We start from the raw sequence: 24,880 nt of genomic DNA on the forward strand, positions 1-24,880 counted from the left end.
CCGGCATAACACAAACTACAACCCCAACGCATACTTCAGCGCCTGACGTTTTAGTACGCCTGCGCGCTGCGCCGCCATCAGCCCCATATTGCGTAAAATACGCAGCGGCGGCAATTCATTGCTGAACCCGGCATAAAACAGATCCATTCCACTTTGCATCATAAAATTATCTGCCATGCGCCGCGTCTGATAGCGTTTCAACACCGAATGGCTGGCCCAGGACTCGCCATAGCTACGGGCACTCGCCAGCACATCAATCAACGCATCAACATCCCGATACCCCAGGTTGACGCCCTGCCCGGCCAGCGGATGAATGGTATGCGCCGCGTCGCCTACCAGGGCCAGCCCCGGTTGTACATACTGCAACGCGTGACGACGGGTTAGCGGAAACGCGCCCGCCGCGACCGGCATCACCGCCCCCAGACGCGCCGGAAAATGCTGGTTAATTTCCACCTGCAATTGCGTCATCGATAAACTCTGTAGCTGGCGAATACGTGCCGGAGCGTCATACCACACCAGCGACGCCCAATCGTCGAACAGCGGCAAAAAGGCGCGCGGCCCCGTCGGCGTAAACTGCTGCCAGGTGCTGTCGCCTGGCGCATTTTCACACTTGACGGTGATAAGCATACACGACTGCGCATATTGCCAGGCATGAATGCCAATTCCCGCCATTTGCCGAACCTGCGAATTCGCGCCGTCGGCGCCAATCACTAACTTCGGCGTTACCCATTCGCCGTCGGCCAGTTCCAGCGCATAACCATCGTGGCGGCGGTGCAATGCCGACAGTGAAGCCGGAACGCGCAGCGTCACGCCGGGGTGCGCTTCCAGCGCCTGCCATAGCGCCTGTTGCAGGACATTGTTCTCCACCATATAGCCTAACAGCGGCAGCTTGAGTTCAGCGGCGTCGAACACCACATGGGCGTTTTCCCACTCCCAGGTCTCCAGTCGCCGATAAGGATGGCTACGCATCCCCTGCACCGCCTCCCAAACGCCCAGTCCCTTGAGCAGCGCCACGGATGCCGCGCTAATGGCCGAAATCCGCACGTCAGGCTGGCTGTCAGCCACAAACGGCGCAGGCGCGGCATGTTCTATTACCATCACCGTAAACCCTTGCTGCGCCAGACCCAGCGCCAGCGCGCCGCCGACCATTCCCCCGCCGACAATGGCAATTTCCGTTGGTTGATTTGTCATGGTCATTCATCCTGTTACGTTTTAGACAAGTTTACAGGATTTTTTACCCATTAGGGCTGACGTCAGTCATACTGGTCACAACCGCGCCAAAGCATTACACTATGCGCCCTGCTTTTCAGCCACTATTTCGCAAGAGCAAGTCGATGACTAAAAAACTCCATATTAAAACCTGGGGCTGTCAGATGAACGAGTACGATTCATCGAAGATGGCCGATCTGCTGGACGCCACCCACGGCTATCAACTGACCGACGTGGCGGAAGAGGCGGATGTGCTGCTGTTGAATACCTGCTCAATCCGCGAGAAGGCTCAGGAAAAAGTCTTCCATCAATTAGGTCGCTGGAGACTGTTAAAAGAGAAAAATCCCGATCTGATTATCGGCGTCGGCGGCTGCGTGGCTTCCCAGGAAGGCGAGCACATTCGTCAACGCGCCCATTACGTCGACATTATTTTTGGCCCGCAAACCTTACACCGCCTGCCGGAGATGATTAACTCCGTGCGTGGCGACCGCAGCCCGGTGGTCGATATCAGCTTCCCGGAAATCGAGAAGTTCGACCGTTTGCCGGAACCGCGCGCAGAAGGCCCGACCGCTTTCGTTTCTATCATGGAAGGCTGCAATAAATATTGTACTTACTGCGTGGTACCGTATACCCGCGGTGAAGAAGTCAGCCGTCCCTCAGACGATATCCTGTTCGAAATCGCCCAGTTAGCGGCGCAGGGCGTGCGTGAGGTCAACCTGCTGGGCCAGAACGTTAACGCCTGGCGCGGAGAAAACTACGACGGCACCACCGGCACCTTTGCCGATCTGCTGCGTCTGGTTGCCGCCATCGACGGCATTGACCGTATTCGCTTTACCACCAGCCATCCGATTGAGTTCACCGACGATATTATCGAGGTGTACCGCGATACGCCGGAACTGGTCAGTTTCCTGCATCTGCCGGTACAGAGCGGTTCCGATCGCGTGTTGAATCTGATGGGGCGCACCCACACTGCGCTGGAATATAAAGCAATCATCCGTAAACTGCGCGCGGCGCGGCCGGACATTCAGATAAGCTCTGACTTTATCGTCGGTTTCCCTGGCGAAACTACCGATGATTTCGAAAAAACCATGAAGCTTATCGCTGACGTCAACTTTGATATGAGCTACAGCTTTATCTTCTCTGCGCGTCCGGGAACGCCGGCTGCCGATATGGTTGATGACGTACCGGAAGAAGAGAAAAAGCAGCGTCTGTATATTCTGCAAGAGCGTATCAATCAGCAGGCGATGGCATGGAGCCGCCGTATGCTCGGCACGACACAGCGCATTCTGGTGGAAGGCACGTCACGTAAAAACATTATGGAACTGTCTGGCCGTACCGAAAACAATCGGGTGGTGAACTTTGAAGGCACGCCGGAGATGATTGGTAAGTTTGTCGATGTGGAAATTACTGACGTCTATCCGAACTCCCTGCGCGGAAAAGTGGTGCGTACCGAAGATGAAATGGGGCTGCGCGTCGCCGAAACGCCGGAGTCCGTCATTGCCCGTACCCGTAAAGAAAATGAGCTGGGGGTAGGATTCTACCAGCCTTAATCCTGCTGGAAAGGCAATAATGCCCGATGGCGCTACGCCTGTCGGGCTTCCTGGTCATGGCCTGTCGCCCGACGGGCCTTGCAATTTTCTATCTCCACCCCCATCTTCATTGCAATGCTTGCGCCTTTTCCCTATGGCGTGAATAATTTCCTTAGATGCCGGTAAATGTTCAGCGTCCGGCGATACAGATACAAGAGGAACAGTTTGAATATAGACACTCGCGAAATTACCCTTGAGCCCGCAGACAACGCCCGTCTGTTGAGCCTTTGCGGGCCGTTTGATGACAATATTAAACAGCTCGAACGTCGTCTCGGTATTGAAATCAACCGCCGTGACAATCACTTTAAACTGACCGGTCGTCCGATTTGCGTGACCGCGGCGACAGATATTTTGCGAAGTCTGTATGTCGATACCGCACCGATGCGCGGCCAGACTCAGGATATCGAACCGGAACAAATTCATCTGGCGATCAAAGAAGCGCGGGTGCTGGAACAGAGCGCGGAAAGCGTGCCTGACTATGGCAAAGCGATTAATATCAAAACCAAGCGCGGCGTGATTAAACCGCGTACCCCTAACCAGGCGCAGTACATCGCCAATATTCTCGATCACGATATTACCTTTGGCGTCGGCCCGGCGGGTACCGGTAAAACTTATCTTGCGGTCGCCGCTGCGGTAGACGCCCTGGAGCGCCAGGAGATTCGCCGTATTCTGCTGACCCGTCCGGCGGTGGAAGCGGGCGAAAAACTGGGCTTTCTGCCAGGCGATTTAAGTCAGAAAGTGGACCCGTACCTGCGTCCGCTGTATGACGCGTTGTTCGAAATGCTCGGCTTTGAAAAAGTCGAGAAGCTGATTGAACGCAATGTGATTGAAGTCGCGCCGCTGGCCTATATGCGCGGACGCACATTAAACGACGCCTTTATCATTCTGGATGAAAGCCAGAACACCACTATCGAACAGATGAAGATGTTCCTGACGCGTATCGGCTTTAACTCGAAAGCGGTGATCACCGGCGACGTGACGCAGATTGACCTGCCACGCAACACCAAATCCGGCTTGCGTCATGCCATTGAAGTGCTGGCGGAAGTCGATGAAATCAGCTTTAACTTCTTCCACAGCGAAGACGTGGTGCGCCATCCGGTCGTTGCCCGCATTGTTAACGCCTATGAAGCTTGGGAAGAGGCAGAACAAAAACGCAAAGCGGCGTTGGCGGCAGAGCGTAAGCGTGAAGCCCAGGAGCAGGAGCAGAAATGAGCCAGGTGATCCTCGATTTACAGTTGGCCTGTGAAAACCACGCGGGCCTTCCGGATGAAGCTCAGTTTCAACGCTGGCTGGACGGCGTTATTCCGCAGTTTCAGGAAGAGGCGGAAGTCACAATCCGTCTGGTGGATGAGGCCGAAAGCCACGACCTTAATTTAACGTACCGCGGGAAAGATAAACCCACTAATGTTCTCTCCTTCCCGTTTGAAGCGCCCCCCGGCATTGAAATGCCGCTACTGGGCGATCTGATTATTTGCCGTCAGGTCGTGGAGCAGGAAGCGCAGGAACAGAGCAAGCCGCTGGAGGCGCACTGGGCGCACATGGTCGTGCACGGTAGCCTGCATTTGCTGGGTTACGATCATATCGACGATGACGAAGCGGAAGAGATGGAGTCTCTCGAAACGGAGATTATGCTTGCTATGGGCTATGAGGATCCGTACATTGCCGAGAAGATTGCAGAATAGTAGCTTGCCGGATGGCGGCGCTTGCGCCTTATCCGGCCTACATTCATGCCTTTTGTAGCCCTGATAAGCGTAGCGCCATCAGGCAAAACATGCCGTCACAGCTGAGTATGCGCATGACGAGCTTTGTATTAACTAACATGAGAACCCATACGACGCCATGAGCGACGACAATTCACACAGTAGTGACACAGTAAACAGTAAAAAGGGATTTTTTTCCCTGCTACTCAGCCAGCTTTTCCACGGTGAACCTAAAAACCGTGATGAGTTGCTGGCGCTGATCCGTGATTCCGGGCAGAACGAGCTTATCGATGAAGATACGCGCGATATGCTCGAAGGCGTAATGGACATCGCCGACCAGCGCGTTCGCGATATTATGATCCCGCGCTCCCAGATGATTACCCTGAAACGCAACCAGACGCTGGACGAATGTCTCGATGTTATCATCGAGTCCGCCCACTCGCGTTTTCCGGTGATCAGCGAAGATAAAGATCACATTGAAGGGATTCTGATGGCCAAAGATTTGCTGCCGTTTATGCGCAGCGATGCCGAAGCCTTCAGCATGGACAAAGTGTTACGCCCCGCGGTTGTCGTACCGGAGAGCAAACGGGTTGACCGTATGCTCAAGGAATTCCGCTCCCAGCGCTACCATATGGCCATCGTTATCGATGAGTTTGGCGGCGTTTCCGGCCTGGTGACTATCGAAGACATCCTCGAACTGATTGTCGGTGAAATTGAAGATGAGTATGACGAAGAAGACGATATCGACTTCCGTCAGCTTAGCCGCCATACCTGGACGATTCGCGCGCTGGCGTCGATTGAAGACTTCAATGACGCTTTCGGCACCCACTTCAGCGATGAAGAAGTCGATACCATCGGCGGACTGGTGATGCAGGCGTTCGGCCATTTACCGGCCCGCGGCGAAACCATTGACATTGATGGTTACCAGTTCAAAGTGGCGATGGCCGATAGTCGTCGTATTATTCAGGTGCATGTCAGGATCCCGGATGACTCGCCCCAGCCAAAACTGGACGAATAACAGCAATAGTGGACTAAAAATGGCATTTGCCTCGTTAATTGAACGCCAGCGTATTCGCCTGCTGCTGGCGTTATTATTCGGCGCCTGCGGAACACTGGCTTTCTCTCCGTATGACGTCTGGCCCGCAGCGATAGTGTCGCTTATCGGGCTGCAGGCCTTAACGTTTAATCGCCGCCCGCTCCAGTCTGCCGCCATCGGCTATTGCTGGGGACTCGGACTTTTCGGTAGCGGGATTAACTGGGTTTATGTCAGTATCGCGCAGTTTGGCGGCATGCCGGGCCCGGTTAACGTTTTTCTGGTGGTGCTGCTTGCAGCTTATCTCTCGCTGTATACCGGACTGTTTGCCGGGATTTTGTCGCGCCTGTGGCCAAAAACCAACTGGCTGCGCGTCGCTATCGCCGCGCCTGCAATATGGCAAATCACCGAATTTTTACGCGGCTGGGTGCTGACCGGCTTCCCCTGGCTGCAATTTGGCTATAGTCAGGTCGACGGCCCGCTAAAAGGCCTGGCGCCGGTAATGGGCGTCGAAGCGATCAACTTCCTGCTGATGATGGTCAGCGGCCTGTTAGCGCTGGCACTGGCGACGCGGAACTGGCGTCCGCTGGCTGTCGCCGTGATTCTGTTTGCTTTGCCCTTTCCGCTACGTTATATCCAGTGGTTTACGCTGGAACCGGCCAAAGCGACCCAGGTATCGCTGGTGCAGGGCGATATCCCGCAGTCGCTGAAGTGGGACGAAAACCAGCTACTGAATACGCTAAAAATTTATCTCAACGAAACTCGCCCAGAGTTAGGCAAATCACAGATTATTATCTGGCCTGAGTCGGCGATTCCGGATCTCGAAATCAATCAGCAGCCCTTCCTTCGTTCGCTGGACGAGATGTTACGCGAAAAAAATAGCACGCTGATCACCGGTATTGTCGATGCGCGTCTCAATAAACAGAATCGATACGACACCTACAATACGATTATTACGTTGGGCAAAGATAATCCATACAGTTATGATTCGCCCAATCGCTACAATAAAAATCACCTTGTGCCCTTTGGCGAGTTCGTTCCGCTGGAGTCTATCCTGCGTCCGCTGGCGCCGTTCTTCGATCTGCCCATGTCCTCCTTTAGCCGCGGCCCTTATATCCAGCCGCAGTTACATGCGCACGACTATAAGCTGACGGCGGCAATCTGTTATGAAATTATTCTTGGCGAACAGGTGCGGGATAACTTCCGCCCGGACACCGACTATCTGCTGACGATTTCTAACGACGCCTGGTTTGGTAAGTCCATTGGCCCGTGGCAACATTTCCAGATGGCGCGGATGCGTTCGCTGGAGCTGGCGCGTCCGTTACTGCGCAGTACTAATAACGGTATTACGGCGGTGATTGGCCCGCAGGGCGAAATTCAGGCGATGATCCCGCAGTTCACACGCCAGGTGCTGACCACCAAAGTCACGCCGACCACGGGGTTAACTCCCTATGCTCGTACCGGCAACTGGCCGCTATGGGTACTGACCGCGCTGTTTGCTTTTGGCGCGGTAGTGATGAGTCTGCGACAACGACGGAAATAATATCTCCCCAGGCCGGATAGCGCTTCATTTATCTGGCCTGAAAATCCTCCTTTTTCCCCCATTCTGGCACGTCTATTGCTTTGTTAAACATGGCAAACCTGTTCTGGCTGCTTGTGCAACCTGGTCGCACCAAAATCGATCATCGGTAGCACCTGAACGGTGCAATGTAGGATTTTTGCCTCTGAACGGTGCGGCGCACTTCGCAAAAATAAACAATATCGCAGCAAAATATTTACAACAAGCCACACTAAATGTTAACAAACACACATAACACTGCACGCGCAAGTTGCAGGCAATAACAACATCACAATAGCTATCAATGCGTCGACGGCGCAGATGATAAAGGAGTTGGATATGCAATTACGTAAGCTAACCACAGCAATGCTGGTCATGGGACTGTCTGCGGGCCTTGCGCACGCAGAAGATGGCGCGCCTGCCGCTGGTAGCACCCTGGACAAGATCGCTAAAAATGGCGTGATCGTCGTCGGGCATCGCGAATCTTCTGTGCCCTTTTCTTATTACGACAACCAGCAGAAAGTGGTCGGCTATTCCCAGGACTACTCCAACGCCATTGTGGAAGCGGTAAAAAAGAAACTTAACAAGCCGGATCTGCAGGTGAAGCTGATTCCGATCACCTCGCAAAACCGTATTCCGCTGTTGCAAAACGGAACCTTCGATTTTGAATGTGGTTCAACGACTAACAACCTTGAGCGCCAGAAACAGGCCGCCTTCTCCGATACGATTTTCGTCGTCGGGACGCGACTGCTGACTAAAAAAGGCGGCGATATTAAAGATTTCCCGGATCTGAAAGGCAAAGCGGTCGTCGTCACCTCCGGGACGACCTCTGAAATTCTGCTGCATAAGCTTAACGAAGAGCAAAAGATGGGGATGCGTATTATTAGCGCGAAAGACCACGGTGACTCGTTCCGCACCCTGGAAAGCGGTCGCGCCGTCGCCTTTATGATGGATGACGCGCTGCTGGCCGGAGAGCGCGCCAAAGCCAAGAAACCGGATAACTGGGAGATTGTCGGTAAACCGCAGTCCCAGGAAGCCTACGGCTGTATGCTGCGTAAAAACGACCCTGAGTTTAAAAAGTTGATGGACGATACCATCGCTCAGGCGCAAACCTCCGGCGAAGCGGAAAAGTGGTTTGATAAGTGGTTTAAAAATCCGATCCCACCGAAAAACCTGAACATGAATTTCGAGTTGTCTGACGAGATGAAAGCCCTGTTCAAAGCACCGAATGATAAAGCGCTTAACTAACTAAAACTAAATGGGACGGGACTCCTGTCCTCTCGATTGTCGCTCAGCACGGACAGACTATAAGCCTGATGGTCGTTCCCCCTCGGGCCTGAAACCGCAAATCGCCGGGCAACAATCTTCGAGGGTAGCACTGCTACCCTTTTTTTTCGGAGTAGATGTATGTCAATAGACTGGAACTGGGGTATTTTTTTACAGGAAGCCCCCTTCGGCAATACCACCTATCTCGGCTGGCTATGGAGTGGTTTTCAGGTCACCGTAGCCCTTTCGATTACCGCCTGGATTATCGCTTTCCTGGTAGGATCTATTTTCGGCATTTTACGTACCGTTCCCAACCGTTTCCTCTCCGGACTGGGCACATTGTACGTAGAACTGTTCCGTAACGTGCCGCTGATCGTGCAATTCTTCACCTGGTACCTGGTGGTGCCTGAACTGTTGCCGGAAGATCTTGGCATGTGGTTTAAGGCGGAACTCGATCCCAATATTCAGTTTTTCCTCTCCTCAATGATCTGTCTGGGACTGTTTACCGCCGCCCGCGTTTGCGAACAGGTGCGCGCCGCGATTCAGTCTCTGCCTCGCGGGCAGAAGAACGCGGCGCTGGCGATGGGGCTAACGCTGCCGCAGGCTTATCGCTATGTCCTGCTACCGAATGCCTATCGCGTTATCGTGCCGCCAATGACGTCAGAGATGATGAACCTGGTGAAAAACTCGGCTATTGCCTCAACCATCGGCCTGGTGGATATGGCGGCGCAGGCAGGCAAACTGTTGGATTACTCGGCGCACGCCTGGGAATCTTTCACCGCCATTACGCTGGCCTATGTGCTGATTAACGCCGTTATCATGCTGGTCATGAGCCTGGTTGAACGCAAAGTCCGCCTGCCGGGCAACGTGGGGAGCAAATAATGTACGAATTTGACTGGAGTTCGATTATCCCCTCACTGCCTTACCTGCTGGCCGGGTTGGTCATCACGCTGAAAATCACCGTCACCGCCGTTGTCGTGGGGATAGTCTGGGGAACCATTCTGGCCGTCATGCGCCTCTCAAGCTTCGCCCCTATCGCCTGGTTTGCTAAAGCGTATGTTAACGTTTTCCGTTCCATCCCGTTGGTCATGGTCTTGCTGTGGTTCTATCTGATTGTCCCCGGCTTTTTGCAAAACGTGCTGGGACTATCGCCGAAAACCGATATCCGCCTGATCTCCGCGATGGTGGCATTCTCCATGTTTGAAGCGGCCTACTATTCCGAGATTATTCGCGCCGGTATTCAAAGTATTTCCCGCGGGCAGTCCAGCGCCGCGCTGGCGCTGGGGATGACCCACTGGCAATCGATGAAGCTCATTATTCTGCCGCAGGCGTTTCGGGCGATGGTGCCGCTGTTGCTTACGCAGGGCATCGTGCTATTTCAGGACACCTCTTTAGTTTATGTACTCAGCCTGGCGGACTTCTTCCGCACCGCGTCGACTATCGGCGAGCGTGACGGTACTCAGGTCGAAATGATTCTGTTCGCCGGCGCCGTTTATTTTGTTATCAGCCTGAGCGCGTCGTTGCTGGTCAGCTATTTGAAGAAAAGGACAGTTTAATGATTACCCTGAAAAATGTTTCAAAATGGTATGGTCACTTTCAGGTGCTGACCGATTGTTCAACAGAAGTGAAAAAAGGTGAAGTGGTGGTAGTCTGCGGGCCATCGGGTTCCGGTAAATCCACGCTAATTAAGACCGTCAACGGTCTGGAACCGGTGCAAAAAGGCGAAATTACCGTTAACGGCATTATTGTGAACGACAAAAAAACCGATCTGGCGAAACTGCGTTCCCGCGTGGGCATGGTATTCCAGCACTTCGAGCTGTTTCCCCACCTGTCGATCATCGAAAACCTGACGCTGGCGCAGGTGAAAGTGCTGAAACGCGATAAGGCCGCCGCCCGCGATAAAGGCCTGAAGCTGCTGGAGCGCGTTGGCCTGTCTGCGCATGCCAACAAGTTCCCGGCGCAGCTTTCCGGCGGTCAGCAGCAGCGTGTCGCCATCGCCCGTGCGCTGTGCATGGACCCCATTGCCATGTTATTCGATGAACCGACTTCCGCGCTCGATCCGGAAATGATCAACGAGGTGCTGGACGTGATGGTCGAACTGGCGAACGAAGGGATGACCATGATGGTGGTGACGCACGAAATGGGCTTTGCCCGTAAAGTGGCTAACCGGGTGATCTTTATGGATGAAGGTAAAATCGTCGAAGATTCGCCAAAAGAGGAGTTCTTCGCTAACCCCAGTTCCGATCGCGCAAAAGACTTCCTTGCGAAAATCCTGCACTAATCTTCCCGGCGCGCATGTCAGAGTGCGCGCTATCTCACGCTTTACCGCTTCGCTTCTCGAAACGTATCCAGCCGGGCGTTAACCTTGTCACAAAGTACCGCTTACAAGGAGCCACAATGGCACTGCCCATTATTATTGATTGCGATCCGGGTCATGATGACGCGATCGCCCTCGTTCTCGCCCTCGCCTCCCCTGAACTGGAAGTGAAAGCGATCACCTCTTCCGCCGGTAACCAGACGCCGGAGAAGACCCTGCGCAACGTGCTGCGGATGCTGACACTGCTCAAACGCCCGGATATTCCGGTGGCGGGCGGCGCGGTGAAACCTCTCATGCGCGAACTGATTATCGCCGATAACGTTCACGGCGAAAGCGGCCTCGACGGCCCGGCGCTGCCCGAGCCGTCATTCGCCCCGCAAAGCGGCACTGCCGTTGAGCTGATGGCAAAAACACTGCGCGAGAGCTCACAGCCAGTCACCATCGTCTCCACTGGCCCACAGACCAACGTGGCGCTGCTGCTGAATAGCCATCCTGAACTGCATACGAAAATCGCCCGCATTGTGATCATGGGCGGCGCGATGGCGCTGGGTAACTGGACGCCCGCTGCGGAATTTAATATTTACGTCGACCCGGAGGCCGCCGAAATTGTCTTCCAGTCAGGCATTCCGGTGGTGATGACCGGGCTGGACGTCACGCATAAGGCACAGATTCACGCCGCCGATATCGAACGCTTTCGCGCTATTGGCAACCCGATTTCCACCATCGTCGCCGAACTGCTGGACTTCTTTATGGAGTACCACAAAGACGAAAAATGGGGATTTGTCGGCGCGCCGCTGCATGACCCATGCACCATCGCCTGGCTGCTGAAACCGGAGATTTTCACCACCGTTGAGCGTTGGGTTGGCGTGGAAACTCAGGGGAAATACACCCAAGGGATGACGGTGGTGGATTATTATTTCCTGACGGGGAATAAGCCGAATGCAACGGTGATGGTCGATGTAGTCCGCCAGGGATTTGTCGATTTGCTGGCGGAACGGCTGAAGTTTTACGCGTAATATTTGCCGGATGGCAGCTTCGCCATATCCGGCCTACGTGAACGATTTTTGGTAGGCCGGATAAGACGCACCAGCGCTCTTCCACTCACGGCTCAAACGGTCTTCTCTGAAACTGGTCATGACCACACTTCGGGCAGCGCGGCAACACATCCGGCGTGTAAACCGCCAGATGATAGTGGCACTTCTCGCACACCAGATTCCCCAATCCCACCACTTCGCCGCTGTGATACACGCCGTGGTGATTCAAATCCTGAAACACCTCTCGCCATTCCAGCTGGGTTTTGTCGGTAATGTCCGCCAGTTCCTGCCAGAGACTCTCTTTAATCACCCGCAAGAAGACGCTATCTTCCTGGCTCTCTTCGTAGCTCATGGCGAACTCTTCCAGATCGCGTCTGACAGCGCGCGTCAGTTCGTCCACCTCGGTTCGCGTTAACTCCCCTGTTTGCATCACGCGCTGGCGCGCCTGCTCCACCAGCGCATCAATGTCGCGCTCGCCATTGCGTAAACGCTCGCTTAATGAGGCCACCAGTTCACGGTAATATTGAGCAACCTTGTTCATCACTTCACCTCTTGGATCGTTAACTGTCTATAATAATAGACGTTATTTGCGTTACGCTTTGCAAGGCTGCCCACAGAGTCTGTAAATTCTTGTCAGGCCGACTCACGTATCCAGCGCGTCAGCGAGGTACGATCGACATTTAATCGTTTCGCCACTAACGATTTATTATCCCTTTCCGCCTCTAATAATTTTCTCAAAATACGCAGGCGAATCGTTTTATAATCGCCAGCCAGCATCTGGCAGTCGTGGCAGGTACTTGGCTCGCGTCGGCTCCCCTCTTCCAGATCGTCCAGCAAGAGGCGACCCTCATCCAGCGTTGCCGGGGAGTGATCAATAGAGAGCACCAGCCGTTCGATAATATTGCTTAACTGCCTGACGTTTCCGGGCCAGGCGAAGCGCTGAAGCTCTTGCCACAGCGCCGGGGTTAACGTTAGTGCCGGGCGTTTATAATGCTGGCTGAAACTAGTAAGCAGCGACAGGCCGATGGCTTTGATATCCTCCGGACGTTTGCGTAGCGGGATGGTGGTCACTTTTAATACGTTAAGCCGATAGTAAAGATCTTCGCGAAATGTCCCGTCCGCAATGAGCTTCGTTAACGTCTGATTGGTCGCCGCAATCACGCGAATATCAACAGGTATCATCTGGTCTGAGCCCAGCCGCATAATCTGCCGCTCCTGCAATACCCGTAATAAGCGCGTCTGTAGCGGTTTATCCAGTTCGCTAATCTCATCCAAAAAAATGGTACCGTGGTGCGCTAATTCAAACAGGCCTATTTTGCCTTTCGGCGACGCGCCGGTAAATGCGCCGGCGACATAGCCAAAGAGTTCGCTCTCCAGAATCTGAGGGGCCATCGCGCCGCAGTTAATGGCGACAAACGGGCCGTTAACGCGTTGGCTGGCATTATGAATACTTTGCGCCAGCACCTCTTTCCCCGTCCCGCTTTCGCCATTAATTAAGATAGTCGCGTCCGTACCGGCATAATTTTTAATGATCGCCAGACGACGCAGCATTTCCGGGTTTTCGGTAAGCAGATCGTCGAAATGATAGCGGGCGCTCAAGCCGCGGCGAGACAGTTCCTGGCGGCGAACATGATGTTCCGCCCCCTGTAAACTGGAGACGGTTTGCATCGTCAACACTACCCGGCTTAACTGTCTGGCCGCAAATACCGGATACAGATTAACCACCATCGCGCCTTGCGGCGTATCGACGACTTTCGCGCTGACGGTTTTTCCCTCACGTAATGTATGCCGCTCCTGGTGCAATACCTGTTTCAGGAAAGATGCGTCATAAATTTCACCGGAGGCGTTAATTTTAAAAAGTTGGCTCGCATATTTATTGTAATGCAGTAACGCGCCGGTATCATCAAGCGTGATAACAGCTTTATCAAACTGATCGAGAATCAGCTGCAGATGATGACGCTCCAGTAATTGGCTGCGAAAAGCCAGATATAATGAGCGGGCTTCTTCCAAAGCTTCGGTTATTGAGGCGGGGCTGGAATCAAGCAAACGGAATTGCGAACCCAGCGGTGAAAAATAATCCTGACAAACGGTATCGCCAACAATGCAATCTAATGGCGTGGACGCTAATTGTTGCTTCAGGCAAGAAATCGTTTCTTTATCATTTCCCTGTAAGGTAAAAATTTTATAGTTAATATTTAACTGTTCCGCTACGCGCGCGCATCCTTTGATCACACTGGAAAAGCCGACAATACCGACAGTGCCTTTTTGTCCTTTAAAAGGGATAAGCGCATCAAGAATGTCGTAGCCGGACATTTTAATTTCGACTACCGGTAATTTACTGTGCTTTTTTAATATTTCCGCACAGCCGCCACGACTAATGAGTACCTGGTGCCCACGGGACTCTAATAAAGGTAACTCATCCAGGATACGATTAAGCGTCGTTTGATGAATAGTGACGGCGTAATCCAACTGCGCGACCAGCGCCTCGGCAGCCTTTGCCAGTTGCGGGTAAGGAGAGACAAAACAGAGAGGAGATGCGGCTATATCTTTCGTCTTATTCATCACTCACCATCCTGTTGGTTTATGAACGGGCGAGACCGCCCGTCGTGATTTATTTTCCGCCGAAACGCTAACCGCCTGCGGCGGCTGGGTTCAGTTTACGATCGTAACGTTTTTTTATCCATACGGTCAGGAAGGGGGCGCACAGAGCGGTAATAATCGTCGAGGCCGCCACCTGCGCCGCCGCCGTCGACGCCAGGTCAGTAAAATGCGGATCGAGCAGCGCGATTGCCGCTGGCGTCGCGACGGCGTTGCCAGAGGTGGTGGATACCGCCGCGCCTGCCACGCCGCTGCCTCCCGTCACACGATCGGCGAAAATATTAAAAAATCCGCCAATCGCCACCGTCATGAGTCCCAGTAAAATGCCTGAAGAACCTGCCGTGATAAGTCTTGCGAAATCAATACCGTATCCTAACCCAAAGGCAAAAAAGGGAATCGTTACCACGCTGCCCTGTTTAAGAAACTTGCGCATGTCCTCATCCAGATTGCCCAAAATCATGCCAATGATAATGGGAATAATAACCGCCACCAGATTCATAAAGGGTATCGACACCATGCCTGCCGACCCTAACGCCAGCATGGTGAAAAAGGGACCATCGTTCAACGATATTACCGCAATCGCGCCGCCGTCGGTTTCATCGCCGTACTCCCCCACCAACGCGGCATATAACCCACTGTTCGAGTTGGTCATCGCCGAAATAATCGCTAAAGCCGACAGACCTAATAACCCATCCGGGCCGCAAAATTTTCCGACCAGAATGCCAATAATCACGCCGCTGGCAAATTTCGCAAAGGTGATCGCAGCGCCTTTTTTCAGCGCTTTCGGCGCGGCTTTAAACTGGATATCCGCGCCCATACAGACTAAAAACATGCCTAAAATCGCCATTGCGCCATGCGAAATAGAGGTGACAAAACCGCCTATTTCCAGCGCCTCCGGCGCAAAGGTTTTAAACAATGCGCCGATGATCAGCGGTACAACCATCATACCACCAGGAAAACGTTCCAGTGTTTTTTTAATTTTCATAGCTTATTCCCAGGAGATAACCGGACAGCTTGTGCTGCCCGATTTGGTATCAGAACGTCGGCGCGATCTTATAAATAGAGAATTCGTTATGACCTAAATCTTCTGATTTAGTCGTTTTCCCATTCGCGACGCGTAAAATTTCCTGATAAATTTCCTCGCCCATTTGCGTAATAGAAGCCTCGCCAGACATAATGGCGGACACATCAATATCAATATTGTCCTGCATCATTTCCCACGTTGCTTTATTACCCGTAATTTTTATTACCGGCGCTATTGGGTTACCGGCAGGCGTTCCGCGACCGGTAGTAAAAATAACGATCTGCGCTCCACCCGCCACCATGCCGGAAATAGATTCAATATCCTGCCCCGGGGTATCCATAATCCACAGGCCCGGATGCGTTGGGCTATCGGCATATTCCAGTACGCCCTGTAACGGCGCATGACCCGCTTTATGCATACAGCCTAACGATTTTTCTTCAATGGTAGTCAGCCCGCCTTTAATATTGCCCGGCGTCGGCTGTCCCCCGCGAATATCCTCGCCCAGCGCTTTTGCTCGCGCCTCGCAGCCGACCACTAAATCAATAAGCTGTTGACCAACCTCCGGCGTCACCGCGCGTTTCGCCATCACATGCTCGGCGCCAATAAATTCCGTCGTTTCAGAAAGAATTGAGCTTCCGCCGCAGCGTATCAGCTTATCCGAGGCGACCCCGCAGGAAGGGTTAGACGCCAGCCCCGATGTCGTATCTGACCCGCCGCACTCCATCGCCAACAGCAGCTCGCTAACCGGTGCTTGCTGCGGTTTTTGCATGGAGAGTTGTTGCGCATAGTCGCGGGCCAGCGAAATCCCCCTGGCCTGACATTTAAGCGTGCCGCCCTCTTCCTGAATGGTAATGCAGGAAGTCGGTTTGCCAAATGCGGTAATCTCTTCTGCGATGCGCAGCGGCTCCGCGCCTTCACAGCCTAAGCCCACAACCACAATAGCGCCGACGTTGGGATTATTCGCCACATTAATCAATGTCTTTTCCGTCAGACGCGCATCGCCTGCCACCTGGCAGCAGCCAAAATCGTTATTCACCCATGTCGCGCCTTTTACCTGCCGGGCAATATCCTGGGCAACTTTATTCGCACAAACGCTGGTAGGTAAAATCAGTACATAATTACGGATGCCAAAACGGCCGTCAGGGCGGCGGAAACCCAAAAAAGTCTCATTGCTCATAATCATTTTCCCTTGTTTTATATTATTTCCAGTCACCACGTCCGCGTTCGCTTTCCACATTGTGGACATGCACATAGTCGCCACTTTTTATTTCCTGAGTGGCGCGGCCAATGGATTCACCATATTTATAAACTTCGCCATGAAAAGGCACATCGCAGATGGCGAATTTGTGGCCAAATGGCACATCCTGATGTAACACAACGCTTATCTCGCGTTCGCCAACGAACATTGTGGCGGTTTCGCCGGCCTTGAGCGCCGTAATAGCCGTCGCGACGCAATCCTGAGGGTGAATCACCACTGCATTTTTTTTCACGATTAACTCCTTTGCTTTAGTCCTGTCTTCCCTAATCAAAAGGCGTGCCATTTTTTAACTACATGGTTTATATGACTTTATTTTTATGGGCCAATCTGGCGGTGACAGGAACTGCGGTAATTTGCCTCAGTCGTGTCGCATTTTGCGTCACCTCCTCATGAACACCTGGCGCGACAAATGTTCTACCCCCTGTTTTGACGTGCGTGTTTGGGCTATGCTATGCGGATCTAAACACCACCTCTAAAGCTACATTTGTAGCTGTATCGAAAACAGGACTACTGGCTGCCATGCAAGAGCAATACCGCCCGGAAGAGATAGAATCCAAAGTACAGCTTCACTGGGATGAGAAGCGCACATTTGAAGTGACCGAAGACGAGAGCAAAGAGAAGTATTACTGCCTGTCGATGCTTCCCTATCCTTCTGGCCGACTACACATGGGCCACGTACGTAACTACACCATCGGCGACGTGGTTGCCCGCTACCAGCGTATGCTGGGCAAAAACGTGCTGCAGCCAATCGGCTGGGACGCCTTCGGCCTGCCGGCGGAAGGCGCGGCGGTGAAGAACAACACCGCGCCGGCGCCGTGGACGTACGACAACATCGCGTACATGAAAAACCAGCTCAAAACGCTGGGTTTTGGCTATGACTGGAGCCGTGAAATCGCGACCTGCACCCCGGAATACTACCGCTGGGAACAGAAATTCTTCACCGAGCTGTATAAAAAAGGCCTGGTGTACAAGAAGACTTCTGCCGTTAACTGGTGCCCGAACGATCAGACCGTTCTCGCCAACGAACAGGTGATCGACGGCTGCTGCTGGCGCTGCGACACCAAAGTTGAGCGTAAAGAGATCCCACAGTGGTTTATCAAAATCACCGCTTACGCAGACGAGCTGTTGCGCGATCTGGATAAGCTGGACCACTGGCCTGATACCGTAAAAACGATGCAGCGCAACTGGATTGGCCGCTCTGAAGGCGTGGAAATCACCTTCGATGTGAAGGGTTACGATAACACCCTGACCGTCTATACCACCCGTCCGGATACCTTTATGGGCGCCACCTACCTGGCAGTGGCCGCCGGTCATCCGCTGGCGCAAAAAGCGGCGGCGAACAACGCCGAGCTGGCGGCGTTCATCGACGAATGCCGTAACACCAAAGTGGCCGAAGCCGAAATGGCGACCATGGAGAAAAAAGGCGTCGACACCGGCTTTAAAGCGATTCATCCGTTAACTGGCGAAGAGATCCCGGTCTGGGCGGCAAACTTTGTCCTGATGGAGTACGGCACTGGCGCGGTGATGGCCGTTCCGGGTCACGATCAGCGCGACTACGAATTTGCCTCCAAATACGGTTTGACCATCAAGCCGGTGATTCTGGCCGCCGACGGTTCCGAGCCGGATCTTTCCGAACAGGCGCTGACCGAAAAAGGCGTGCTGTTTAACTCCGGCGAGTTTGACGGCCTGGCCTTTGAAGCAGCGTTTAACGCCATTGCCGATAAACTGGCGGAAAAAGGCGTCGGCGAGCGTAAAGTGAACTACCGTCTGCGTGACTGGGGCGTTTCCCGTCAGCGTTACTGGGGCGCGCCGATCCCAATGGTCACCCTGGAAGACGGCACCGTGCTGCCGACGCCGGAAGATCAACTGCCGGTTATTTTGCCGGAAGACGTCGTCATGGACGGCATCACCAGCCCGATCAAGGCCGATCCTGAGTGGGCGAAAACCACCGTTAACGGTATGCCGGCGCTGCGTGAAACCGACACCTTCGACACCTTTATGGAATCGTCATGGTACTACGCGCGTTACACCTGCCCGCAGTATCAGGAAGGGATGCTGGATTCGAAAGCGGCAAACTACTGGCTGCCGGTCGACATCTACATCGGCGGTATTGAACATGCCATCATGCACCTGCTCTACTTCCGCTTCTTCCATAAGCTGATGCGCGATGCGGGCATGGTCACCTCTGACGAGCCGGCTAAACAGTTGCTGTGCCAGGGCATGGTACTGGCGGATGCGTTCTATTATGTCGGCGAGAACGGCGAGCGTAACTGGGTTTCGCCAGTTGACGCTATCGTCGAGCGCGATGAAAAAGGCCGCATCGTCAAAGCAAAAGACGCAGCGGGTCATGAGCTGGTCTACACTGGCATGAGTAAAATGTCCAAGTCGAAAAATAACGGTATCGACCCGCAGGTAATGGTTGAACGTTATGGCGCGGACACGGTACGCCTGTTTATGATGTTCGCTTCTCCGGCGGATATGACTCTGGAATGGCAGGAGTCCGGCGTAGAAGGCGCAAACCGCTTTATTAAACGCGTCTGGAAGCTGGTTTACGAACACACCGCTAAAGGTCCTGTCGCGGCGCTGAACGTCGATGCGCTGAGCGAAGATCAAAAAGCGCTGCGTCGCGATGTGCATAAAACCATTGCCAAAGTGACCGATGATATCGGCCGCCGTCAGACGTTCAACACCGCCATTGCGGCGATCATGGAGTTGATGAACAAACTGGCGAAAGCCCCGCAGGAAGGCGAACAAGACCGCGCACTGCTTCAGGAAGCGCTGCAGGCCGTCGTGCGTATGCTTAACCCGTTCACCCCGCACGTCTGCTTTACCTTGTGGCAGGAACTGGGCGGCGAAGGCGATATCGACAACGCGCCGTGGCCGGTTGCCGACGAGCAGGCAATGGTGGAAAACACCACGCTGGTTGTCGTGCAGGTTAACGGTAAAGTTCGCGGTAAGATCACCGTTGCGGTGGATGCCACTGAAGAACAGGTGCGTGAACGTGCAGGCCAGGAACATCTGGTGGCAAAATATCTTGATGGCGTTACCGTGCGTAAAGTGATTTACGTTCCGGGTAAACTCCTCAATCTGGTTGTTGGCTAAGCGCGGGAGGAAGCGTGCGATATCTGGTAACACTGTTGTTATCTCTGGCGGTGCTGGTCACCGCCGGATGCGGCTGGCATCTGCGTAGCACTACGCAGGTTCCGGCTTCAATGAAAACGATGATCCTCGATTCAGGCGATCCGAACGGTCCGCTAAGTCGTGCGGTACGTAATCAGTTACGGCTGAATAACGTAAACCTGCTTGATAAAGACACAACGCGCAAAGACGTTCCGTCTCTGCGGCTTGGAACGGTGACTATTTCGCAGGATACGGCGTCAGTGTTCCAGGACGGCCAGACGGCGGAATATCAGATGGTGATGACCGTCAATGCCTCGGTATTGATTCCGGGCCATGACATCTATCCTATCAGCACGAAAGTGTACCGTTCGTTCTTCGATAACCCGCAGATGGCGTTGGCGAAGGATAACGAGCAGGCTATGATCGTTCAGGAGATGTACGACAAAGCCGCTGAACAGCTGATTCGTAAGCTGACCAGCGTCCGCGCGGCGGATATTCAGGCGACGAAAGAGGAGGCTACCGCCGACAATGAGACGGCGGCGCCCGCCTCTACGCCAGCACGCGTCTCCACTACGCTGAGTAACTAATGATCAGGTTGTATCCTGAACAACTCCGCGCGCAGCTCAACGAAGGGCTGCGTGCGGCATATCTATTATTGGGCAACGATCCGCTGCTGCTGCAGGAAAGCCAGGACGCTATTCGTCTGGCGGCTGCGTCGCAAGGCTTCGAAGAGCACCACGCTTTTACTCTCGATCCCAGTACCGACTGGGGATCGCTTTTCTCACTCTGCCAGGCGATGAGCCTGTTCGCCAGCCGTCAAACGCTGGTGCTGCAACTGCCGGAAAACGGGCCTAACGCGGCAATGAATGAGCAACTCGCCACGCTGAGCGAGCTGCTGCATGACGACCTGTTATTAATAGTACGCGGAAACAAGCTCACCAAAGCGCAGGAAAACGCCGCCTGGTATACCGCGCTGGCAGACCGTAGCGTTCAGGTCAGTTGTCAGACGCCGGAGCAGGCGCAGCTTCCCCGCTGGGTGGCCGCCAGAGCGAAAGCACAGAATTTGCAACTGGATGACGCCGCGAACCAACTGCTGTGCTATTGCTATGAGGGCAATCTGTTGGCGCTGGCGCAGGCGCTGGAACGACTGTCGCTGCTTTGGCCTGACGGTAAGTTAACGCTTCCTCGCGTGGAGCAGGCCGTCAATGACGCCGCCCACTTTACCCCTTTCCACTGGGTGGATGCGTTACTGATGGGGAAAAGCAAACGCGCGCTGCATATTCTGCAACAGCTACGCCTCGAAGGCAGCGAGCCGGTCATTCTGCTGCGGACCCTCCAGCGAGAGCTGCTGCTACTGGTCAATCTCAAACGTCAGTCCGCGCATACGCCGTTACGCGCGCTGTTTGATAAACACCGGGTCTGGCAAAACCGTCGCCCCATGATCGGCGACGCGTTGCAGCGTCTCCATCCTGCACAGCTTCGCCAGGCCGTGCAGTTACTGACGCGTACAGAAATTACGCTCAAACAGGATTATGGTCAGTCAGTATGGGCAGATCTTGAAGGGCTGTCGCTCCTGCTCTGCCATAAGGCGCTGGCAGACGTATTTATTGATGGGTGATATGAAATCGTTACAGGCTTTATTCGGCGGCACCTTTGATCCGGTGCATTATGGACATCTTAAACCTGTTGAAACGCTGGCGAATCTGATCGGCTTATCGCGGGTGATTATTATGCCTAACAATGTGCCGCCGCATCGCCCCCAGCCGGAAGCCTCCAGCGCGCAGCGTAAATATATGCTGGAGCTGGCTATCGCCGATAAGCCGCTTTTTACGCTGGATGAACGCGAGCTACAGCGAAACGCGCCCTCTTACACTGCGCAAACGCTGAAAGCATGGCGCGAAGAACAGGGCCCCGAAGCGCCGCTGGCGTTTATTATCGGCCAGGATTCGCTGCTTAACTTCCCCTCCTGGCATGATTACGACACCATCCTCGATAACACTCACCTGATCGTTTGTCGTCGTCCGGGCTATCCCCTTGAAATGACGCAGGCGCAACACCAGCAGTGGCTGGAACAGCATCTGACCCATACGCCGGACGATCTGCACCAGTTGCCAGCCGGTAAAATTTACCTGGCGGAAACGCCCTGGCTTAATATCTCCGCAACCCTCATCCGCGAACGGCTGGAAAAAGGCGAATCCTGCGACGATCTGTTGCCGGAAAACGTGCTGAACTACATCAATCAGCAGGGGTTATACCGGTAAGCACATTGCGCAGCGCCGACAGCAGACGCTCGTTTTGCGCAGCGCTGCGTATCGCCACACGATAATAGCGGCTGTCCAGCCCCGGGTAGTTAGCGCAGCTACGGATTAAAATCCGCTGCGTCAGCAACCGTCGCTGCAGGTCAATATCCTCTCGCTCACAGCGTAACAACAGATAGTTTGCCCGCCCGGGATAGACCGTCAGCAGGGGGAGCTGACAAAGCGCCTGATAAAACCGGGCGCCCTCCTCCCGTAACCAATGCCAGGTCGCCTGTTGCCAGGCGCTATCCTGTAACGCTACCTCACCGGCAAGCGCCGCCAGCGCGTTAACCGACCACGGCATTTGTTGGCGACGCATCCGCGCCACCGCCGCGTCATCGCTGTTGACGAGATATCCCAACCGCAGGCCGGGAATGGCATAAAATTTGGTCAGCGAACGCAGCACCCAGATATGTGGATTATCTTTAAGAGCAGGAATAAAGCCCGCCTCATGCGGAATAAAATCGATAAACGCTTCATCCAGGATCAGGTTAATGTTCAGCGATTTGCAGCGATCGGCAATGGCCTGTAATAACTGCCGCTCCGGCAGCAGGCCGGTAGGATTATTGGGCGTACACAGAAACAGGCAGTCCAGATCGGGCGTCAACGCCTCAAGAATGGCATCGGTAAGCTGCCAGCCATCCGCTTCGCGTAGAGACCAACGACGAATTTCACAGCCACTTTGCGCCAGCGCCCGGCCATACTCCGCGAAACCTGGCGTGACAATCATTGCACGACGCGGTTTAAGACCGCTCGCCACGGTAAAGATTGACTCCGTCTCGCCATTTCCCGCCAGTATCCACGATGCCGGCACCTGATGATGACGCGCCAGCGCCTGGTGCAAATGAAAATAATCGGCGTCCGGGTAGCGCTCAATGCAGTCCAGATTGTCGATAAGCGCGCGTTTCACGCTGACAGGCATACCCAGCGGATTAATGTTTGCGCTAAAATCCAGTAACTGGTCAGGCGAGATGCCCAACACCGTCGCGGCTTCCCGAATATTACCGCCATGCGCGCTGTTGAATAACGCCATTATGCCTCCGGCCAAAAAATGCTATTTTAGTGAAAAAAACGTTGCGCAATCAGGGGCATTATCATGTTTTGCGCATTTAACCTCATGAGGAATACCATGCGATTGTGGCTGGTGCGTCATGGCGAAACCGAGGCCAATGTCGCCGGGTTGTATAGCGGACATGCTCCCACGCCGTTAACGAAAAAAGGGATTGGCCAGGCGAAAACGCTACATACTTTATTGCGCCACGCGCCATTTGACAGGATGTTATGCAGCGAGCTGGAGCGCGCGCGCCATACCGCCCGGCTCGTACTGGAGGGCCGGGATACGCCGCAACACATCTTACCTGAGCTTAATGAGATGTACTTCGGCGACTGGGAAATGCGCCATCACCGCGACCTCACCCATGAAGATGCCGAAAGCTATGCCGCCTGGTGTACGGACTGGCAGAATGCGGTTCCGACCAATGGCGAGGGTTTTCAGGCTTTTACCCGGCGCGTAGAGCGCTTTATCTCGCGACTCGACGCGTTTAGCGATTGTCAGAACCTGCTGATCGTCAGCCATCAGGGCGTACTCAGCCTGTTGATTGCCCGTCTGCTCGCGATGCCCGCCGCCTCGCTATGGCATTTCCGGGTAGAACAGGGATGCTGGAGCGCAATCGACCTGTGCGAAGGGTTCGCCACCCTGAAAGTATTAAATAGTCGTGCCGTCTGGCGGCCTGAGTGATGAATTTTCCGTTTTTTCTCGCCGCAGCGGTTTCGCCCATTGACAGCCCCCGACAGGCTGTTATTCTCCGCAGTCAGGCTTTTTTCACCTTGCAGAGCTTTGCAGAAATTGTTTTACAAAAATGGCGATGCTTTCTGTGACGTGGGATGGGATGATAATCTGGTTTTAAACGCCGATCCGGCGACATAAGTCCCGGTATCGCCGCTGATTCAGGTATACTACACGGCGTCCCGCCGGAAGGTTAGCGTTAACTCGCAACGCCTTACCGGTCCAGCCTGTTGGCCTTTTTTCTATCGTTATAACGCAATTATTCACCCAGGGGGAAAACTTGCAGGGTAAAGCACTCCAGGATTTTGTTATCGACAAAATTGATGACCTGAAAGGTCAGGACATCATCGCCTTAGATGTTCAGGGTAAATCCAGTATCACCGACTGTATGATTATTTGTACCGGCACCTCCAGCCGTCACGTTATGTCTATTGCCGACCACGTGGTGCAGTCGTCGCGCGCGGCCGGTATGCTGCCGTTGGGCGTCGAAGGCGAAAATGCGGCTGACTGGATTGTCGTCGATCTGGGCGATGTGATTGTGCATGTCATGCAGGAAGAAAGTCGCCGCCTGTATGAACTGGAAAAACTCTGGAGTTAATGCGTGAAGCTGCAACTTGTCGCTGTCGGCACGAAGATGCCCGACTGGGTTCAAACGGGATTTACGGAATATCTGCGTCGTTTTCCGAAAGATATGCCCTTTGAGCTGATCGAAATCCCTGCGGGCAAACGCGGCAAGAACGCGGATATCAAACGCATTCTCGACAAAGAGGGCGAGCAGATGCTGGCCGCCGCCGGTAAGAATCGCATTGTTACCCTGGATATTCCAGGCAAGCCGTGGGATACGCCGCAGTTAGCCAATGAGCTGGAGCGCTGGAAACAGGACGGGCGCGACGTCAGTTTGCTGATTGGCGGCCCGGAAGGATTATCTCCCGCCTGCAAAGCGGCAGCGGAACAGAGCTGGTCGCTCTCGGCGTTAACGCTCCCTCACCCGCTGGTTCGGATTCTGGTTGCGGAGAGTTTGTACCGGGCGTGGAGCATCACAACCAACCACCCTTATCACCGTGAGTGATCGTGAAGTCTTGAGAAGATTA

The 24,880-nt window shown here is 54.0% G+C and carries 24 protein-coding genes; 17 read left to right on the forward strand and 7 right to left on the reverse strand.

Annotated elements, in window-relative coordinates; genetic code table 11:
• Nucleotides 1–15 precede the first annotated feature (15 nt).
• Nucleotides 16–1,191 (reverse strand): 3-demethoxyubiquinol 3-hydroxylase, encoded by a 1,176-nt coding sequence (ubiF, locus tag NA389_RS07505; RefSeq protein ID WP_000184636.1) that lies wholly within the window; start codon nt 1,189–1,191, stop codon nt 16–18.
• 143 nt (nt 1,192–1,334) lie between these two features.
• Here ubiF and miaB point away from each other — a divergent pair, with 143 nt between their 5' ends.
• From miaB to rihA, 10 genes are all read left to right on the forward strand, one after another.
• Nucleotides 1,335–2,759 carry a tRNA (N6-isopentenyl adenosine(37)-C2)-methylthiotransferase MiaB gene (miaB, locus tag NA389_RS07510; RefSeq protein ID WP_001519200.1) on the forward strand — a complete coding sequence of 475 codons (1,425 nt, stop codon included), beginning with the start codon at nt 1,335–1,337 and terminating at the stop codon, nt 2,757–2,759.
• A gap of 204 nt (nt 2,760–2,963) precedes the next feature.
• Nucleotides 2,964–4,010, forward strand: a complete 1,047-nt coding sequence (locus NA389_RS07515) for a PhoH family protein (RefSeq protein WP_001018045.1) — start codon at nt 2,964–2,966, stop codon at nt 4,008–4,010.
• Nucleotides 4,007–4,480 (forward strand): rRNA maturation RNase YbeY, encoded by a 474-nt coding sequence (ybeY, locus tag NA389_RS07520; RefSeq protein WP_000084477.1) that lies wholly within the window; start codon nt 4,007–4,009, stop codon nt 4,478–4,480. Before NA389_RS07515 ends, ybeY begins: the two co-directional genes overlap by 4 nt.
• 157 nt (nt 4,481–4,637) lie before the next feature.
• Nucleotides 4,638–5,516 carry a CNNM family magnesium/cobalt transport protein CorC gene (gene corC / locus NA389_RS07525; protein WP_001278612.1) on the forward strand — a complete coding sequence of 293 codons (879 nt, stop codon included), beginning with the start codon at nt 4,638–4,640 and terminating at the stop codon, nt 5,514–5,516.
• Nucleotides 5,517–5,535: 19 nt separating this feature from the next.
• On the forward strand, nt 5,536–7,074 hold the full coding sequence (gene lnt, locus NA389_RS07530; RefSeq protein WP_024134630.1) for an apolipoprotein N-acyltransferase: 1,539 nt from the start codon (nt 5,536–5,538) through the stop codon (nt 7,072–7,074).
• 354 nt (nt 7,075–7,428) lie between these two features.
• The gene (locus tag NA389_RS07535) at nt 7,429–8,337 is read left to right on the forward strand and encodes an amino acid ABC transporter substrate-binding protein (protein ID WP_001518176.1); all 909 of its coding nucleotides are present in this window, start codon (nt 7,429–7,431) and stop codon (nt 8,335–8,337) included.
• A 159-nt stretch (nt 8,338–8,496) separates the two neighbouring features.
• Nucleotides 8,497–9,237 carry a glutamate/aspartate ABC transporter permease GltJ gene (gene gltJ, locus NA389_RS07540; protein WP_000020930.1) on the forward strand — a complete coding sequence of 247 codons (741 nt, stop codon included), beginning with the start codon at nt 8,497–8,499 and terminating at the stop codon, nt 9,235–9,237.
• Nucleotides 9,237–9,911 (forward strand): glutamate/aspartate ABC transporter permease GltK, encoded by a 675-nt coding sequence (gene gltK / locus NA389_RS07545; RefSeq protein WP_000272799.1) that lies wholly within the window; start codon nt 9,237–9,239, stop codon nt 9,909–9,911. The genes gltJ and gltK overlap by 1 nt, the downstream gene beginning before the upstream one ends.
• Nucleotides 9,911–10,636, forward strand: a complete 726-nt coding sequence (gene gltL, locus NA389_RS07550; RefSeq protein WP_000631369.1) for a glutamate/aspartate ABC transporter ATP-binding protein GltL — start codon at nt 9,911–9,913, stop codon at nt 10,634–10,636. Before gltK ends, gltL begins: the two co-directional genes overlap by 1 nt.
• Nucleotides 10,637–10,752: 116 nt before the next feature.
• On the forward strand, nt 10,753–11,688 hold the full coding sequence (gene rihA / locus NA389_RS07555; RefSeq protein WP_001207429.1) for a pyrimidine-specific ribonucleoside hydrolase RihA: 936 nt from the start codon (nt 10,753–10,755) through the stop codon (nt 11,686–11,688).
• A gap of 85 nt (nt 11,689–11,773) precedes the next feature.
• Here rihA and NA389_RS07560 read toward each other — a convergent pair whose 3' ends face one another.
• The 5 genes from NA389_RS07560 to NA389_RS07580 all read right to left on the reverse strand — a co-directional run bounded on the left by NA389_RS07560 (nt 11,774) and on the right by NA389_RS07580 (nt 16,869).
• Nucleotides 11,774–12,247 carry a zinc ribbon-containing protein gene (locus NA389_RS07560; protein ID WP_001044886.1) on the reverse strand — a complete coding sequence of 158 codons (474 nt, stop codon included), beginning with the start codon at nt 12,245–12,247 and terminating at the stop codon, nt 11,774–11,776.
• 92 nt (nt 12,248–12,339) lie between these two features.
• Nucleotides 12,340–14,268, reverse strand: a complete 1,929-nt coding sequence (locus tag NA389_RS07565) for a sigma-54 interaction domain-containing protein (RefSeq protein ID WP_001044170.1) — start codon at nt 14,266–14,268, stop codon at nt 12,340–12,342.
• A gap of 67 nt (nt 14,269–14,335) precedes the next feature.
• The gene (locus NA389_RS07570; protein WP_000694480.1) at nt 14,336–15,289 is read right to left on the reverse strand and encodes a 2-keto-3-deoxygluconate permease; all 954 of its coding nucleotides are present in this window, start codon (nt 15,287–15,289) and stop codon (nt 14,336–14,338) included.
• Between the two features lie 49 nt (nt 15,290–15,338).
• The gene (locus NA389_RS07575) at nt 15,339–16,511 is read right to left on the reverse strand and encodes a UxaA family hydrolase (RefSeq protein ID WP_001670689.1); all 1,173 of its coding nucleotides are present in this window, start codon (nt 16,509–16,511) and stop codon (nt 15,339–15,341) included.
• A 16-nt stretch (nt 16,512–16,527) separates the two neighbouring features.
• Nucleotides 16,528–16,869 carry a UxaA family hydrolase gene (locus tag NA389_RS07580; RefSeq protein WP_015632837.1) on the reverse strand — a complete coding sequence of 114 codons (342 nt, stop codon included), beginning with the start codon at nt 16,867–16,869 and terminating at the stop codon, nt 16,528–16,530.
• Nucleotides 16,870–17,105: 236 nt separating this feature from the next.
• On the opposite strand from NA389_RS07580, the gene leuS reads away from it, so the two are divergent.
• The 4 genes from leuS to nadD are packed head-to-tail and all read left to right on the forward strand — an operon-like array spanning nt 17,106 to nt 21,967.
• The gene (gene leuS, locus NA389_RS07585; RefSeq protein WP_001157912.1) at nt 17,106–19,688 is read left to right on the forward strand and encodes a leucine--tRNA ligase; all 2,583 of its coding nucleotides are present in this window, start codon (nt 17,106–17,108) and stop codon (nt 19,686–19,688) included.
• A gap of 14 nt (nt 19,689–19,702) precedes the next feature.
• The gene (lptE, locus tag NA389_RS07590; RefSeq protein ID WP_001269950.1) at nt 19,703–20,293 is read left to right on the forward strand and encodes an LPS assembly lipoprotein LptE; all 591 of its coding nucleotides are present in this window, start codon (nt 19,703–19,705) and stop codon (nt 20,291–20,293) included.
• Complete coding sequence (holA, locus tag NA389_RS07595) at nt 20,293–21,324, forward strand: DNA polymerase III subunit delta (protein WP_000620491.1); 1,032 nt, start codon at nt 20,293–20,295, stop codon at nt 21,322–21,324. The genes lptE and holA overlap by 1 nt, the downstream gene beginning before the upstream one ends.
• 1 nt (nt 21,325) lies before the next feature.
• Nucleotides 21,326–21,967, forward strand: a complete 642-nt coding sequence (gene nadD, locus NA389_RS07600) for a nicotinate-nucleotide adenylyltransferase (RefSeq protein ID WP_023972009.1) — start codon at nt 21,326–21,328, stop codon at nt 21,965–21,967.
• On the opposite strand, the gene cobD is transcribed toward nadD, so the two are convergent.
• Nucleotides 21,942–23,036: a threonine-phosphate decarboxylase CobD gene (gene cobD, locus NA389_RS07605; protein WP_001173259.1), complete on the reverse strand. Its 1,095-nt coding sequence runs from the start codon at nt 23,034–23,036 to the stop codon at nt 21,942–21,944. The genes nadD and cobD overlap by 26 nt on opposite strands.
• A 96-nt stretch (nt 23,037–23,132) precedes the next feature.
• On the opposite strand from cobD, the gene NA389_RS07610 reads away from it, so the two are divergent.
• The 3 genes from NA389_RS07610 (at nt 23,133) to rlmH (ending at nt 24,858) form a co-directional block, all read left to right on the forward strand.
• On the forward strand, nt 23,133–23,741 hold the full coding sequence (locus NA389_RS07610; protein ID WP_001241927.1) for an adenosylcobalamin/alpha-ribazole phosphatase: 609 nt from the start codon (nt 23,133–23,135) through the stop codon (nt 23,739–23,741).
• A 328-nt stretch (nt 23,742–24,069) separates the two neighbouring features.
• Nucleotides 24,070–24,387 carry a ribosome silencing factor gene (gene rsfS / locus NA389_RS07615; RefSeq protein WP_001161670.1) on the forward strand — a complete coding sequence of 106 codons (318 nt, stop codon included), beginning with the start codon at nt 24,070–24,072 and terminating at the stop codon, nt 24,385–24,387.
• A 3-nt stretch (nt 24,388–24,390) separates the two neighbouring features.
• Nucleotides 24,391–24,858, forward strand: a complete 468-nt coding sequence (rlmH, locus tag NA389_RS07620; RefSeq protein WP_000776106.1) for a 23S rRNA (pseudouridine(1915)-N(3))-methyltransferase RlmH — start codon at nt 24,391–24,393, stop codon at nt 24,856–24,858.
• The last annotated feature ends 22 nt before the right edge of the window (nt 24,859–24,880 follow it).

It is taken from the genome of Salmonella sp. NW645 (assembly GCF_051703725.1).
Lineage (GTDB): Bacteria > Pseudomonadota > Gammaproteobacteria > Enterobacterales > Enterobacteriaceae > Salmonella > Salmonella enterica.

What these genes read in the sequence shown, in the direction of transcription:
- ubiF (WP_000184636.1), bottom strand. Translation starts at nt 1,191, where the DNA reads ATGACAAATCAACCAACGGAAATTGCCATTGTCGGCGGGGGAATGGTC.
- miaB (WP_001519200.1), top strand. Translation starts at nt 1,335, where the DNA reads ATGACTAAAAAACTCCATATTAAAACCTGGGGCTGTCAGATGAACGAG.
- ybeY (WP_000084477.1), top strand. Translation starts at nt 4,007, where the DNA reads ATGAGCCAGGTGATCCTCGATTTACAGTTGGCCTGTGAAAACCACGCG.
- corC (WP_001278612.1), top strand. Translation starts at nt 4,638, where the DNA reads ATGAGCGACGACAATTCACACAGTAGTGACACAGTAAACAGTAAAAAG.
- lnt (WP_024134630.1), top strand. Translation starts at nt 5,536, where the DNA reads ATGGCATTTGCCTCGTTAATTGAACGCCAGCGTATTCGCCTGCTGCTG.
- NA389_RS07535 (WP_001518176.1), top strand. Translation starts at nt 7,429, where the DNA reads ATGCAATTACGTAAGCTAACCACAGCAATGCTGGTCATGGGACTGTCT.
- gltJ (WP_000020930.1), top strand. Translation starts at nt 8,497, where the DNA reads ATGTCAATAGACTGGAACTGGGGTATTTTTTTACAGGAAGCCCCCTTC.
- gltK (WP_000272799.1), top strand. Translation starts at nt 9,237, where the DNA reads ATGTACGAATTTGACTGGAGTTCGATTATCCCCTCACTGCCTTACCTG.
- gltL (WP_000631369.1), top strand. Translation starts at nt 9,911, where the DNA reads ATGATTACCCTGAAAAATGTTTCAAAATGGTATGGTCACTTTCAGGTG.
- rihA (WP_001207429.1), top strand. Translation starts at nt 10,753, where the DNA reads ATGGCACTGCCCATTATTATTGATTGCGATCCGGGTCATGATGACGCG.
- NA389_RS07560 (WP_001044886.1), bottom strand. Translation starts at nt 12,247, where the DNA reads ATGAACAAGGTTGCTCAATATTACCGTGAACTGGTGGCCTCATTAAGC.
- NA389_RS07565 (WP_001044170.1), bottom strand. Translation starts at nt 14,268, where the DNA reads ATGAATAAGACGAAAGATATAGCCGCATCTCCTCTCTGTTTTGTCTCT.
- NA389_RS07570 (WP_000694480.1), bottom strand. Translation starts at nt 15,289, where the DNA reads ATGAAAATTAAAAAAACACTGGAACGTTTTCCTGGTGGTATGATGGTT.
- NA389_RS07575 (WP_001670689.1), bottom strand. Translation starts at nt 16,511, where the DNA reads ATGATTATGAGCAATGAGACTTTTTTGGGTTTCCGCCGCCCTGACGGC.
- NA389_RS07580 (WP_015632837.1), bottom strand. Translation starts at nt 16,869, where the DNA reads ATGGCACGCCTTTTGATTAGGGAAGACAGGACTAAAGCAAAGGAGTTA.
- leuS (WP_001157912.1), top strand. Translation starts at nt 17,106, where the DNA reads ATGCAAGAGCAATACCGCCCGGAAGAGATAGAATCCAAAGTACAGCTT.
- holA (WP_000620491.1), top strand. Translation starts at nt 20,293, where the DNA reads ATGATCAGGTTGTATCCTGAACAACTCCGCGCGCAGCTCAACGAAGGG.
- nadD (WP_023972009.1), top strand. Translation starts at nt 21,326, where the DNA reads ATGAAATCGTTACAGGCTTTATTCGGCGGCACCTTTGATCCGGTGCAT.
- cobD (WP_001173259.1), bottom strand. Translation starts at nt 23,036, where the DNA reads ATGGCGTTATTCAACAGCGCGCATGGCGGTAATATTCGGGAAGCCGCG.
- NA389_RS07610 (WP_001241927.1), top strand. Translation starts at nt 23,133, where the DNA reads ATGCGATTGTGGCTGGTGCGTCATGGCGAAACCGAGGCCAATGTCGCC.